The organism is Rossellomorea aquimaris (assembly GCF_008180865.1).
Taxonomy (GTDB): Bacteria; Bacillota; Bacilli; order Bacillales; family Bacillaceae_B; genus Rossellomorea; species Rossellomorea yichunensis.
Genome location: NZ_VTEX01000001.1, coordinates 133,345 through 146,936, shown reverse-complemented (window position 1 = coordinate 146,936; position 13,592 = coordinate 133,345). Strand labels below are relative to the sequence as shown.

Here is a 13,592-nt window from a genome sequence, read left to right as displayed (position 1 = left end):
ATCAAAGAGAATGAAGCCTGACATATAAATCTTTATAGTATTACCCCTTCAAGAAGAGAGGCAGGAAAATCGTTCCTGTCTCTTCTTCATTTATTTTCTCTTTCATGATAAAATACATAAAAATGCCATTACAAAAAAGGTGGAGTAAACATTGAGTGACTGTATTTTTTGCAAGATTATCGACGGTGAAATCCCTGCAATGAAAGTGTACGAGGATGAGCATGTCCTTGCTTTCCTTGATATTAGCCAAGTGACGAAAGGCCATACATTACTTATTCCCAAAGTACATAAAGAAAACATCTATGAGCTGACTCCTGATCTGGCAAGCCACCTCTTCTCTGTTGCACCTAAGATTGCTGACAGTATCAAGGCCGAGTTTAACCCTGTTGGAATGAACCTGTTAAGCAATGCAGGTGAAGAAGCAGGACAATCTGTATTCCATTTTCACATGCACTTCATTCCCCGCTATGGCCATGGAGATGGCTTCGGAGCCGTATGGAAGACACATAATGATGATTACACTCAAGAAGACCTGAAAGGAATAGCTGAATCCATTGCACAGCATCTTTCATAATAATCGAGCCTGATCCCAGAAGTTAAAGGGGATCAGGCTTTTTTCAGAATAATTAATCTTTGACAACAATACTCTGTATGTTATAATGTACCTATCTTTTCGCTAATGGCAACAGTGCACATTAGGAGAAGCAAATAGTATAGTTTAGTTGAGGAGAGATGAGAAATGAATACAAAAACACTTGTATCCCTGTCATTATTAGTAGGGATCGGAGCCGTCCTGCACACAGTGATCCCGGGAATTTTCTTAGGAATGAAGCCGGACATGATGCTGACGATGATGTTTCTTGGCATTATATTATTTCCAGCCAAGAAAAACGTATTACTTTTAGGTTTATTAACTGGAGTCATTTCAGGTCTGACAACACAGTTCCCTGGAGGATTTTTACCTAACCTGATTGATAAACCGATCACGGCATTCGTTTTTTACGGACTTTTCCTGGCTACTAAAAAAATCGCTCGTTCACTTGTAGGAGCTTCTGTTCTAACAGCAGTTGGTACGCTCGTATCAGGAAGTATATTCTTACTTTCGGCTTATGTTATTGTCGGTCTGCCTGGAGCTTTCTTTGCTCTATTTGCGGCAGTCGTACTTCCAGCTACACTAGTTAACGCCGGGGCAATGTTTGTGGTTTATCCAATCATTAACGGGATATTAAAACGTTCAACCATTCGAGAAGCTGTCACATCAGAACAGCTATCCTAATTTAATCATAGTAAAGCCCTCCATTCATTGTGCTATCGCAACATGAACGGAGGGCTTTTTCTATATATTACTTGACTGCAACCCATAAGAGTACTCCAATCAAGAAGGTGATCACCCCACCGGACCCCATTATGGCAGCACGCTTTTTTAATATATTCTTAGGAGGATACATACCAGGCCTTTGAATGGAAATGAAATTATACACCATACTTAGAAATAATACTGCACAGAGAGCAAAGAAACCAAAGATTACCCCGTCCATCGATTAGAACCCCTCCTTTACTCCACCTCTTACCTTTATTTTTATGCTGCAAATATGAAAGTTATGAATTGACTTGTTTTAATCTGTTTTAAAAGGGAAAAGGAGAATACATGTTGATTGTAGAAATAGAGTATTATAGAAATAGAAGAACGAGGTGATCATAGTGAACAAAAAATCTCTTGCATACGGGCTTTTAATCGGTGGAGTGGTCGGAGGAGTAGCATCCCTTCTCACGTCTCCTTCATCAGGGAAAGAAATCCGGGCACAAATCAAAGACAAGAAAGATGACTGGACTGGAGTAATCGACGAGATGAAGGTGAATATTGGAGAATTGAAAGAATCCATCGGAACCCTGTCTCAGGAAGGAAAAGAAACGGTCATGCAGCTTTCTAAAGATCTTCAAGCTTCATTCAAACAATGGCAGGCTTCAACAGAGCCAAATAACCGTCGACTTCAGGAAGAAATCCAATCCATCCAAAGAACCATTGAAGACTTGGAAAAATCGATTAACTCAGCAAATACACCTAATCAATAACCAGATCCCCGCAGTTCTTTTTCACTAATGGTGGTGGAAGGCTGTGGGTTTTTTTGTTTGAATAGGGATTATATCGATACTGGAGAAACATGTTTTCAAAAAAAATTATTATCCCCATTCTTTTCTTTCAATATAATGATTTCATCCACAAATCCCGTCATTACAGTATCCATCCACCCATCAACCTCTGATTTTCACAGTACGTCCCAATCAAAAATTATATACTTCGAAAAATTTTGTCAATTTAACCTTTATTAATTATTACTTTATTGGCATAATAAAATATAAGCGCTTTCTTTTTTGTGATAGTTGTTTTAGTAAGTCATTTTGGTACTACTTAGTTTTAAAAAGATTTTCTAGCAAAGTGGGTGAATGAGATGAAGGAAAGAGAATTTACTTTGAAAGAGGCTATGCTCTTCAGTCAAAGGATGGCTCAGCTTAGTAAAGCTCTGTGGAAGGCCATAGAAAAGGACTGGCAGCAATGGATCAAGCCATACGACTTAAATATCAACGAACATCATATTCTCTGGATTGCGTATCATTTAAAGGGTGCTTCCATTTCAGACGTAGCCAAGTTTGGTGTTATGCACGTTTCGACTGCATTTAACTTCTCCAAGAAATTAGAAGAACGGGAATTACTACAGTTTTCTAAACGGGAGAACGATAAACGGAACACCTATATTCAATTGACGGCTAAAGGGGAAAATATACTTCTTGAGCTTATGAAGAACTATAAGCCTGAGAGTCACTCAATCTTCCAGGGAGTTTCCCCATTACGGGAATTATATGGAAAGTTCCCTGAAATGATTGAAATGATGACCGTCGTGCGAAATATATATGGAAATGATTTTATGGAGATATTTGAAAAATCGTTTCATAACATTGAGAATGATTTTTCTGATGATAATGGAAAACTGGGAGAATTATTTCAAGATGAAGAAGAACTGGCTTGATCTACAAGCTCTTCTTTAACTGTTTCATCAAAGCTGGATAAATGTCTTGAGCTAAACAGCTATCAACCACTTCATGAACCTTCAGCTTTGAATGAAGCTGTTCTTCAAATTCTTTGAAAAGCGGAGTATTGTACACGAATCCTTCCGCTTTTTGCTTTTGAAGTTTCATGCTCAACCTATCACAAGTGCTAAAGAACTCCTTCACTTCCCTCTCCGACAACCCCTTACGAATGATCAGCCGATGAAATGGATAACCATTTTCGGGAATCATCTCCGCCATTAACCGCTGATAATACTCGAGTTTCTCTATACGTTTCACTACATCATTCATCATAATCACCCTTCAATTATTGAAAAAAATTCTCATACTCTCATTGTACAAAACTATAACATACCTTTCCCAAAAAGTTCTTCTAAAAAATATGAAAAAATCAGCCTGAAATGTATTGATTTTTTCCGACAATCGTAATAAAGTATGTTAGGCACTTAACTATGATTTATTCGTCTAATGGAGGCGATTTTTTTATGCATTGCTGGAAAACAATCAATCTGGAAAAACAATTCGGATTTTATCGAGTCTTTTTACTTTCATCCATCATCATGATGATGGTATTCTCATTAATATACGTACCAATTAACTTACTATTTCCAAGTGCGTTCTATGATAACCATTTCCTTGTTTTCTTCATAGGAATGTTGAGTATCTATCCGTTGCATAAATTTTTTCACATTGTACCGATACTTCCTTTTGTGAAAAAAATGAAGTGTAAATGTAATCGGAAACTATTTCTTTTACCGATCGTTTCTTTGCGAGTGGATCAACCAATCTCAAAATACCGTTACATGCTTGCCTTGGTGGCACCATTCTTTGTATTGAACGGGATTTTGCTATACGGATGCATCCACTTCCCGCATTACTCTCATTACTTTACAATGCTGCTTGCATTTCATTCAGGAATCTGCGCCATTGACTTTATATATGCAAAGCAACTGATGGACTCACCAAAGAATGCATTAATCGAAGAGAATGATGATGGATACGAAATATTGATTTATCAGTAAGGATGATGGATGGCCATTGAAACATACACTCGATGGAAGAAATCATCCTTCTGCTTTTTTCAGGTGTTATCACGAAGATTCTTCATTTACTGATTGAAAATTCCTGCTTGCACTTGGATGATATGTAGAAAAGAATGCAAAAAGTCTTATTTGCATGATTAATGCAATACTCTCGCTACCAATTAGAGAAATTATTTGGTAATGTATAGCTTAAAGGAGATAACGGGGAGGGGTTTGGATGATCTCCATGTTTTTAGTGTTTGCTGTTTTCATCTTATTCTATATAAATAAAATGACAAACGCATTATGTTTACAAAAAGAAATACCTGAAGAACGCCAACCAAAGGTGTTTAGAACCATCAATATCCTAATCACCATATTACTGGTCTCTTCTTATATAGAGATATTATTTACATAAAAGAAAAGCGGAGGCGGCTCGTTCAGAGGCGACAAGCATAAGTTAAACCTACCGGAAAGGTGCTCTTTGCCTTTTTGGTAGGTTTAACTTATGACCTCGAGCCTCTAGCCGCTGGAGCTGGACAAGTAGAAAAGCGGAGGCGGCTTGGTCAGCCCCGACAAGCATAACTGGGAAATCCCTGAAGGCGCTCTTTGCCTTTGAGGATTTCCCAGTTATGACCTCGAGGGGCTAGCCGCTGGAGCTGGACAATCAGAAAAGCGGAAGGGCTTTGCCTAGAGGCGACAAGCATAAGACGAATCTCCGGAACGGCGTTTTTTTGCCTTTTTCGCAGATTTGACTTATGACCTCGAGCCTCTAAGCCCTGGAGCTGGACAATCAGAAAAGCGGAGGCGGCTCGCTCAGTGGCGACAAACAAAAAGCAGACCCGGAAAAATCCGGATCTGCTTTTTTCATATATTCAAATTAGCAAACGTATGCTGCACCAATGATGATTAACAAAATGAATAGAACAACGATTAACGCAAATCCTCCGCCGTAAGCACCTGACATCTGCGCTTCCTCCTTTCATGTATGAAAAAGCCACTTAAATATGAATAAAGCAAAAGGGGCCGCCTTTCTTAAGGTATTGCCCCCTCTACAGTCTTTATCCGATAACTTTAAACCCTGAGGCTAAAATTATAGCCATGCTGCACCCACAATGATTAACAGGATGAACAGTACTACGATTAACGCGAAACCTCCGCCGTATGCATTACCCATAACTTTCCACCTCCTTTGAAGCGCTAATTTATCTTATTCAAGTTAGCTGCCATTTGTTTTAGGCTAATGTCATAAATTTAGTTTTTTTTAGCAAATATATGCGGCACCAACGATGATTAATAAGATGAACAGCACTACGATTAACGCGAATCCGGAATTGTATCCACAGCTCATATTTATTACCTCCTTTTCTCTCTTCGCTCTTATCATATGAAAGTACCTAGGAAATGGGTGTGTAAAATGCCCATTTTTCTGAAGATTAATATGGAAAATATTTTTTTTCATGGAAAAAGTGTGTTATAGTATGTTTTGTAGAAATTTGACAAGCCATCAAATATTGTAGGAGTTGGTCACCATGAAAAAATGGATCATTTCAGTATCATTGGCTGCGGGAGTCGTTGGACTTGCAGGATGCAGCGGAGACGGTGCTGAGGGAAACAGTGACGTTGTTGCAACAACAAAAGCTGGAGACGTAACAAAAGATGAACTTTACAAATCAATGAAGCAAAAATTCACTCCACAAATGGAACAAGCCCTTCAAGAATTGGTTTACACGAAAGTACTTGAAGAAAAGTATGACGTGTCGAAAGAGGAAGTTGACGAAAAGCTGAATGAAGCCAAAGACCAATTGGGACCTCAATTCGAGATGTTCTTACAACAATATAATCTTGATGAAAAATCGTTTAAAGAATACTTAAAGCTTCAATTACTTCAAGAAAAAGCTGCGATCTCCGACGTGAAAGTCACTGAAGAAGAAGTAAAGGAATACTACGAGACATGGAAGCCTGACATTCAAGTTCGTCACATTCTTGTAGATGATGAAAAAACAGCTAAAGAAGTGAAACAAAAATTAGCTGATGGTGGAAAGTTTGAAGAACTTGCAAAAGAATATTCAAAAGATCCTGGTTCTGCTGAAAATGGCGGAAGCTTAGGCTGGGTAGACAATGCTGGTCGTCAAAACTTCGTACCGGAATTCTCTAAAGCTCTGGACACATTAGAAAAAGGCAAAGTGAGTGAGCCTATCAAAACAGAATATGGCTATCACATCATTGAAGTGACAGATAAAAAAGAAAAGAAATCCTTTGACGAGATGAAAAAGGAAATCGAAAAAGAACTGAAGCTTTCAAAAGTGGATCCTCAAAAAATCCAGGAAGCGATGAAAGCTGAAATTGAAAAAGCTGACTTAAATATTAAAGATAAAGATCTTAAAAAGGCATTTGATCAAGTGCTGAACCCTGCGGCTGCACCTGAAGGCGGAGAAGCTCCTGCTGTACCTGAAGGAGAAGAAGCTCCGGCACCTGCCGAAGAGTAGAACAAAAAGGACTGACGGATCCATTCCGTCAGTCCTTTTTATTCTCTATGATCAAGACGTTAGTTGACGTCTCCGCTCCTTCTCCTCTTCCATTCGATGAATGTAGACTTCTCCCTCCTTCTCTATCCACTCATCTTCCATATTCTTTTCTTCCTTAGCTGATTTAATCGTCATAAAGGCACTCCCGAAAATCCCTGCTACAACCAAGTACATCCAAATAGGTAGTGTCATTTGCTTCATCTCCTTATAGGTTTGTCCTCTTTATTCACACTATATGTAGGGAAGAGATAAAACATAACTAGATTTACCCTTTTATTCTACTAAAAAGACCCCGTTTCATTATCCGGGGTCTAAGAGGTTATCTATTTATGAAAAGTCGGTTTATAGAATGAACGATTATCAAGGGCAAATACTCTTTCTGTATACTCCCCCGGTTTCACCCGTTCCAATGCACGATCCAGCATATTCATCTTAGCATCCACATTATCAATATAATGCAGGATTTCAGCTTCACGAATAAGCGGCGGTTTAGGACTTCCCCATTCCGCTTTTCCGTGATGACTCAATACGAGATGTTGAAGGATCATCACTTCTTCCCCTTCAATTCCAAGCTCATCTGCAGCTTTTCCAATCTCGTTCACCATAATCGAAATATGACCGATCAGATTCCCTTCAATCGTATACGTAGTTGATGTTGGACCTGAAAGCTCAATGACTTTGCCTAAATCATGAAGAATGACTCCAGCGTACAATAGATCTGAATCCAAGGATGGGTACAGTCCTGCAATGGCTTTCGAGAGGTCAAGCATCGATACAACATGATACGCAAGGCCAGACACGAATTCATGATGGTTCTTGGTAGCAGCCGGATATTCCAGGAATGGCTTCTGATATTTTTTAATCAAGTGTCTTGTGATGCGTTGAATATTTGGATTTCTCATTTCAAAAATATACTGAGTGATCTTACTCGTCATTTCATCAATGCTCACCGGTGCCGTTTCCAGGAAGTCCGAAATGGCATAACCATCTGCCGGGGAAGCCGGGCGAATCTGCTTGATCTTGAGCTGACTCTTTCCACGATAACTATGTATGTCTCCAACAACCTGCACGATTGTTTCAGGTTGATATGCCTTCTCATCCTGCTCAGAAGCATCCCAAAGCTTAGCTTCCATATTTCCACTCTTATCTTGCAGTATCAGGGTTAAAAAAGGCTTCCCTGTATTTGTCGTACCTTTGGTCATTTGTTTAATTAAAAGGGGTAATTCGATTGTTTCTCCGACGTTAAATTGTGTAATCCCAGACATCTCTTCTCCTCCGTCCAACTATATTAGTAGTTTCAGTATACCATATTTCGATAGAGTACAGGTGTGGAAAGGGTTGGAGAGAGATAGGGGTCAAACAATAATCAAATTCCAGAGGTCCGTCCCTCTCTCTTCTCACAACAAAAAAACCGCCCCCACCCGGAGACGGTTCTGAAGCCTAATTCACCAATGCTCTTTTTTGTTTCTTGCTAATCCAAACTTTCGTCGCTACCAGTCCTACGAGCATAATGAATGCTCCGAAGAAGTAGGGGATATGTATATTCCACTCAAACAGTGTCCCGGCAAGCAATGGTCCAGCGACGTTACCAAGACTGAGAAACGAGTTATTCAGCCCCATGACCGTCCCTTGACGTTCTCCTGCCAGTTTTGAAATGAGGGAATTCAACGATGGACGGAGCATCGAGTTTCCGACAAAGAAAACGGCGGTTGTGATCAAGACCCCTACAAAGTCGGTGGCAAATGTCATGATGACAAATCCCAGTGCACTGAGGAGCAAAGAGCCGGTTACTACTTTTTCCTCACCGAAGATCTTCGTCGCCCTTCCCACTCCCACTCCTTGAACAACGGTACCGATGATACCAATGATCAAAATGATGATCCCGACTTCCTGTGGACCATATCCATATCGTTCTAGCGCATAGTAGCTGAAAATCGATTGGAAATTCGCCAATCCGAAGCTCATGATGAATACGAGTACCAACAGAAACCCGACAGGACTCATCACCGCATTCTTCATGACCACGAAGCGGTTTTCACGTTTTTCATTTGGGTCAAAGGTTCTTTTTTCCTTTGGATAGGATTCCGGTAATATGATGACCGAGACGATAGCTGCAATAGAGGCGGCGATCCCGGCAAAGATAAATGGATAGGAGAGGTTGATTTCTGCCAGCCATCCTCCGATTCCAGGCCCGATGACGATTCCAAGACCCATGGCAGCACCAAGTATCCCCATCCCTTGACCCCGATTGTCCTCATCCGTTACATCCGATACATATGCCATTGCAGTAGGCATTAATGCTGAGCCGAAAACGCCTGCTAAGATCCTGGACAGAAATAGCATCCATAATCCTACAGCGAAGGCGAAAATGAATTCAGCTATGGCAAAGCCAACCAAACCGATGGTGATTAATGGCTTCCTCCCTATCCGATCGGATAACCTTCCCCAAATAGGAGCAAATAAAAACTGCATAAAAGCAAATACTGCCACCAACGCTCCAAGTGTTTGAGCATTGGCGTTGAATTTTTCTACATAAAAAGGAAGAATGGGGATGACCAGCCCGATTCCAACCATGACGATAAATAAGTTAAAGCTTAGTAGTGCCAGTGGTCCCCGATTTCGTTTGGACCCTATTGTTTTTGCCATACTATGTGTTCCTTCTTTCTGACTCTCATTTCATTCCCGTGCTCGTGCAAACAAACTCCTTGTAGTATTGTAACGAATCTGAGAAATTATTGCCAATTAAATTCTGTAAAAAATCATGCATTATGAATGGATTCCTTTTCCATTCGCTTTAATACGATTATTTTATCCTCGGTAAACTCATCTCTTATATGAGGATGACAGGTAAAGAACAGAGTCTGGTGGTTCACAGACATTTTCCTCAACAGCTTTAGAAATGCGTTCGTTCTGTCCAGGTCAAAGTTGACTACTCCATCGTCGATCAGTACTGGCAATGGGTACTTGTCCCGGAAAGATTGAATGAGGGCAAAGCGAATTGAGATGTATAACTGTTCTTTCGTTCCTTGACTGAGTTCTACCGCATGGAAAACCGCACCGTCCTTCCGCTCTACCCTGATCATCTCATCATCTCGTAAGAAAATCCTTAGATAGTGCCCTTCAGTCAGTTCTCTAAAATTCTCTTCTGCAAGCTCCATCACTTTAGGCATCTTAGATTTCTGGTAAAGATCCATTGTTTTCCTTAAGGCCGCTTGTGCTAAGGTAAATTTGGACCAGTCATACGCAAGTTCTTGAAGCTCAGCCCTTTTGCTTTGAAACTCCTGAAGGATTGTGGAGTAGCTCTTTCCTTCCTCCAGCACTTTTATTTCATACGAAATGGAAGCGAGCTCTTTTTGATGAGCAGAGAGCTCAGTTGAAAGCTCTTCGATTCGATTCGATACCCTTTTTAATTCTTTTCTACTATCTTCCTGAGTAACAAACCGAAGAAACGTATTGAGTGTTCGTTCGGTCAGCCTCGTTTTCATTCCATTATATTGTACCGATAGGTCGATTCTCTCTTCGGCGTGAAGTGCCTTTTCACGAAATTCTGTTTCTTCCATGCACCCTGCAGATTGAAGAAGGGTTTCAACCTCTTCACGGACCTTTCCACCTTCAATTCTTAGCTTCTCTATCTCAAAAGAAAGAGGCTCGAGCTCTGACTGGATGCTATTTAATGTGAGGGTCTTCTTTTCAATGTCCTGCATGATTCCCTTCAGTTTAATTACAGCCTCTTCCACTGTAGTAAACGTGAGAGAATGGCGGTGGAACCATTCCTGACAATGATCCCTGTACTCATTCAATTTTTGGACGACATAGTCTTGTTCTTCTTTAAGGTGGATATAAGACTCATAATTCGAAACGATCTCTTTCATTTTGACAAACGCATCACGGAGCCACTTCCAGTGAAAATCAGAAGGTAGACAGAGCTCTGATTTCAGACCGGATAATCTTTGTTCTTCTGAAACAATTTCTTTCTCTACTTCCTTCTGCTTTTCATGGAGCTTCTGAAGTTTTACCTGTTGCTCTTCTAATGAAAGAATCCGCTGCTTCCACTCGTTCCTCAACTCCACTTGTTGCTTTAGGCTTTGCTCAGCCCTATCCAGAGAGTGAAACTCCATTTGACCTTCCGGCTGTAACTCTTTTGCCCTTGCTTTAGTTTGTTGAAGGATGCTGGTTTCTTCTCGCAGATTCCCCCTCGCCTGCACTCCCGATGCACCCACTACAATGAGAAGAAGCAAGCTGATTCCGACAAAAAGTCCATTACCAATCACTATTGCCCATGACCCAATTCCCAATAAAAGAAGGAGTGCTGCACCTATTAAGAGGAGCTGCCGGGAGAAGGAGGACTTTTTTCTGCTGAAACGTAGTTCTGCCTCTTTCACTTGCAGGTTCATCCAATGTGCCTGGTCCCGTGAAGCTTGCCGGGAAGATTCAATTTTCACCGATCTTTGCAATTCTTGATACTCATCTTCTTCCATCAGCCGATCTTCTAAGCTATCACACTTCCTTTCGATGTTGTGAAGTTCTTCTTCTTCCTGTTCGTGATGCTTCTGGAAGCTTTCCCGTTCATGAAGGAGCTTTGATTGCTGATCCAATGCGGTTTGAATACGGTCAGACATCATTAAGCTAGTATCCAGGGCCGGGATGTCCTCCATCTCTATTGTTAATCCCAATTCACGGATCGTATCGTTGATCTTACTACGCACCGCTTTTAGTTCTCTGCTCCGTTCACTGCTTTCTTCTTTCCATTTCATATAAAAAGACTGTTGAGACAATATCTTTTCTATAAAAGGAAGGTCTTCAACCAGGGAAGGATCAATCACTTCTGATTCTAATTTATCATGCAGATTTTCTTGTTTCGTCACCAAGGTTTCAAGATATGCCGACACTTGTCTTTCTTCCGTTTTAAGTTCGTTTAAACGCTCTAATCCTTTTGCAGGAAACTCAATTGTTTCCAATTGGCTAAGCCTCTCCTCCACTCTTTTGAAGCTAGTGAGTGTATCCCAGTTTTCATTAACTGAAATCAGGTTCTCTTTCTTTTCAGCAAGAGATGCCTTTTCGGTCTCTAAGGATGAAATCCGGGTTTCTAACGATTTTTGCTTTGCTATGAGAGGACGGTATTGATCATTTTTTTCTTTTCCTTCCTTTACTTGTTTTTCAAGGTGCTTTAATTGTGTCAGCACTGCGTTGATCATCGGCTTTCTTCCCGATTTCTTAAACAGCTGTTCCCTTTCTTTCTGCCAATTCTGTTCCATCTGTAACAGGAGGTCCGTCCCTGTAGAGCCTGCAGAGAATAGGTAGCGGTTCAGTTCATCTTTTTTGAGGCGCTGAATGTTTTGCAGGCCTTCGAGGTTGAATGAGAATATGTTTTGGTAAGTTGTCCTGTCCATATTTCCGAGCAGTTGTTGAAGGGTTTCTTCTCCTTCTGTTCTTCCGTCCTCGAATTGAACGGTCACGTCCCCCGTGGCCTTCCCTTTAACCCGCTCGATAGTGAGGAGTCCTTGTCCTTCCATGCTGCAAAGGATTCTCCCGCCATACTCTGTAGTAGATTTCGGTTCATACCTGAGAAGGGATTGCTGCTTCGTCGGAAACCCGAACAAAATGCTATGTATGAACGACATAATCGTTGATTTACCAGCTTCGTTTTCCCCATAGAATAATTGAAGGTCACCCATCGTATAGTGCTTGTTTTCTATTTTTCCGTATCCATAAATATGAAGTTCGAGCAGTTTCACCCCATTCACCTCCACGATCAGCCTTTATTTTGTAACAAATGCTCTGTTTCTTCTATTAAAGATTTCTTCTCTTCTTCCTTTAAGGGATCCAGAAAGCGGTAAATAGAAGGGTGCTCAAACAGTTCTGCCAGGGCATCCTTCCATTCTTCTTCACCCATGTTTTCCAGAGTCTCCATTACTTCCTGTTTGAATGGATCCTGTTCCATTCCACGACTTGCTTGTATATGATTCCATCGTATTGAATGAATCCACTTCAACCCCCGGTGACTCTCGTATTCTGACTGCAATGCTTCCAGTAGATCACCATTTTCTATTTTGCCAGCCATGTCTTGAGGGAGTGATTCATCATCCGTCAAGATCACCTCAATTAACACATCCCCTTTTTCAAGAGATTCCAGCGCCTGCTGGATACGCTGAAAGATTTCCCCAAAGCGCTGAACACCCTGAAGGGATACGGTGCATGTCTTCCACATCAAGTCGTGAGTCGGGATAAATGTTAATTCTGTATGGTGATGATCAAGCACCACTTCATAGCATCCTTTTTCACCTGTTTCTTTTCGATGTCTTCCCTGGATATTACCTGGATACACGATGTAGGGCTCTTCGTACAGAATCTGCCGCTCATGGATATGCCCCAAAGCCCAGTAGTGATAATTCTTCTCCAATAGTTCCCTTACTGCGAAAGGAGCGTACGTTTCATGTGAAGAATGTACACTTCCTTCGCTTCCATGGAGGATCCCTATCGTATAGCGGTCAACGGAACGTTTGGGATAATCAGCAATCCTTCTATCCTGGATATGTCTTGTACCATAGCTGAATCCGACTATATCCACAGTTGTACCATTCTTCACAGTAAGCTGTTTCGCTTCTGTTTCTGTGTTGAAAATATGTATGTTATCCGGCATATCGAGCTCTAATCGAAAGCTTCCAAGATGATCATGATTCCCGTGAACAACGTATACAGGAATGTTGTTTGAATGTAACAGCTTGAATTGCTTCAATAATTTCGCCTGCGCACGAATGCTGCGATCTTCTTCGTCAAACAGATCCCCGCTGATGATCATGAAGTCAATTTGTCTATGAATCGCTTCCCTTACCACTTTTTCAAAAGAGGCAAAGGTACTATTATGTATTCGTTCGAACACTTCTTTCGGTAAATGTTTTAGTCCGATAAAAGGACTATCAAGATGTAGATCTGCTACATGAAAAAACCGAATCTTCCCCATGAAGTTCCCTCCCTG

General features: G+C 40.9%; 17 protein-coding genes. 7 read left to right on the top strand and 10 right to left on the bottom strand.

Features of this window, described 5'->3' with window-relative positions; all coding sequences use genetic code 11:
• The first annotated feature begins 151 nt into the window (after positions 1 to 151).
• Both FZC88_RS00805 and FZC88_RS00800 read left to right on the top strand, forming a co-directional pair.
• A complete protein-coding gene (locus tag FZC88_RS00805) occupies positions 152 to 574 on the top strand; it encodes an HIT family protein (RefSeq protein ID WP_148968351.1) in 423 nt (140 codons plus the stop codon).
• Positions 575 to 739: 165 nt separating this feature from the next.
• Entirely contained in the window at positions 740 to 1,276 is a 537-nt protein-coding gene (locus FZC88_RS00800) for a tryptophan transporter (protein WP_148968350.1), read from the top strand.
• Positions 1,277 to 1,343: 67 nt separating this feature from the next.
• Here the strand turns inward: FZC88_RS00800 and FZC88_RS00795 are convergent, their stop codons facing one another.
• Positions 1,344 to 1,538, bottom strand: coding sequence for a membrane protein YhzF (locus FZC88_RS00795; protein ID WP_148968349.1), 195 nt, complete (start codon positions 1,536 to 1,538; stop codon positions 1,344 to 1,346).
• A gap of 163 nt (positions 1,539 to 1,701) precedes the next feature.
• Here FZC88_RS00795 and FZC88_RS00790 point away from each other — a divergent pair, with 163 nt between their 5' ends.
• Positions 1,702 to 2,073: a YtxH domain-containing protein gene (locus FZC88_RS00790; RefSeq protein ID WP_187443325.1), complete on the top strand. Its 372-nt coding sequence runs from the start codon at positions 1,702 to 1,704 to the stop codon at positions 2,071 to 2,073.
• Positions 2,074 to 2,450: 377 nt separating this feature from the next.
• The gene (locus tag FZC88_RS00785; RefSeq protein WP_113971262.1) at positions 2,451 to 3,026 is read left to right on the top strand and encodes an HTH-type transcriptional regulator Hpr; all 576 of its coding nucleotides are present in this window, start codon (positions 2,451 to 2,453) and stop codon (positions 3,024 to 3,026) included.
• Between the two features lies 1 nt (position 3,027).
• On the opposite strand, the gene FZC88_RS00780 is transcribed toward FZC88_RS00785, so the two are convergent.
• Positions 3,028 to 3,357: a DUF1878 family protein gene (locus tag FZC88_RS00780; RefSeq protein WP_148994244.1), complete on the bottom strand. Its 330-nt coding sequence runs from the start codon at positions 3,355 to 3,357 to the stop codon at positions 3,028 to 3,030.
• Positions 3,358 to 3,551: 194 nt separating this feature from the next.
• Between FZC88_RS00780 and FZC88_RS00775 the strand changes: the two genes are divergently transcribed.
• Together FZC88_RS00775 and FZC88_RS00770 are read left to right on the top strand one after the other, a co-directional pair.
• Positions 3,552 to 4,088 carry a DUF3267 domain-containing protein gene (locus FZC88_RS00775; RefSeq protein WP_148993310.1) on the top strand — a complete coding sequence of 179 codons (537 nt, stop codon included), beginning with the start codon at positions 3,552 to 3,554 and terminating at the stop codon, positions 4,086 to 4,088.
• Positions 4,089 to 4,326: 238 nt separating this feature from the next.
• Positions 4,327 to 4,506, top strand: a complete 180-nt coding sequence (locus FZC88_RS00770) for a hypothetical protein (protein ID WP_034763303.1) — start codon at positions 4,327 to 4,329, stop codon at positions 4,504 to 4,506.
• A gap of 462 nt (positions 4,507 to 4,968) precedes the next feature.
• On the opposite strand, the gene FZC88_RS00765 is transcribed toward FZC88_RS00770, so the two are convergent.
• From FZC88_RS00765 to FZC88_RS00755, 3 genes are all read right to left on the bottom strand, one after another.
• Positions 4,969 to 5,055, bottom strand: a complete 87-nt coding sequence (locus FZC88_RS00765) for a YjcZ family sporulation protein (RefSeq protein ID WP_082051156.1) — start codon at positions 5,053 to 5,055, stop codon at positions 4,969 to 4,971.
• Positions 5,056 to 5,181: 126 nt separating this feature from the next.
• Entirely contained in the window at positions 5,182 to 5,265 is an 84-nt protein-coding gene (locus FZC88_RS00760; RefSeq protein WP_032089274.1) for a YjcZ family sporulation protein, read from the bottom strand.
• A gap of 87 nt (positions 5,266 to 5,352) precedes the next feature.
• Complete coding sequence (locus FZC88_RS00755) at positions 5,353 to 5,439, bottom strand: YjcZ family sporulation protein (RefSeq protein ID WP_044337791.1); 87 nt, start codon at positions 5,437 to 5,439, stop codon at positions 5,353 to 5,355.
• A 181-nt stretch (positions 5,440 to 5,620) separates the two neighbouring features.
• Between FZC88_RS00755 and FZC88_RS00750 the strand changes: the two genes are divergently transcribed.
• Positions 5,621 to 6,577, top strand: coding sequence for a peptidylprolyl isomerase (locus FZC88_RS00750; RefSeq protein ID WP_148993309.1), 957 nt, complete (start codon positions 5,621 to 5,623; stop codon positions 6,575 to 6,577).
• A gap of 51 nt (positions 6,578 to 6,628) precedes the next feature.
• Here the strand turns inward: FZC88_RS00750 and FZC88_RS00745 are convergent, their stop codons facing one another.
• From FZC88_RS00745 to FZC88_RS00725, 5 genes are all read right to left on the bottom strand, one after another.
• Positions 6,629 to 6,808: a sporulation YhaL family protein gene (locus FZC88_RS00745; protein WP_113971257.1), complete on the bottom strand. Its 180-nt coding sequence runs from the start codon at positions 6,806 to 6,808 to the stop codon at positions 6,629 to 6,631.
• A gap of 131 nt (positions 6,809 to 6,939) precedes the next feature.
• Positions 6,940 to 7,881, bottom strand: coding sequence for a 3'-5' exoribonuclease YhaM (yhaM, locus tag FZC88_RS00740; protein WP_148968344.1), 942 nt, complete (start codon positions 7,879 to 7,881; stop codon positions 6,940 to 6,942).
• 175 nt (positions 7,882 to 8,056) lie between these two features.
• Positions 8,057 to 9,262 carry an MFS transporter gene (locus FZC88_RS00735; protein ID WP_148993308.1) on the bottom strand — a complete coding sequence of 402 codons (1,206 nt, stop codon included), beginning with the start codon at positions 9,260 to 9,262 and terminating at the stop codon, positions 8,057 to 8,059.
• Between the two features lie 113 nt (positions 9,263 to 9,375).
• The gene (locus tag FZC88_RS00730) at positions 9,376 to 12,351 is read right to left on the bottom strand and encodes an ATP-binding protein (RefSeq protein WP_187443471.1); all 2,976 of its coding nucleotides are present in this window, start codon (positions 12,349 to 12,351) and stop codon (positions 9,376 to 9,378) included.
• A 17-nt stretch (positions 12,352 to 12,368) separates the two neighbouring features.
• The gene (locus FZC88_RS00725; protein ID WP_148993306.1) at positions 12,369 to 13,577 is read right to left on the bottom strand and encodes a metallophosphoesterase family protein; all 1,209 of its coding nucleotides are present in this window, start codon (positions 13,575 to 13,577) and stop codon (positions 12,369 to 12,371) included.
• Positions 13,578 to 13,592 lie beyond the last annotated feature (15 nt).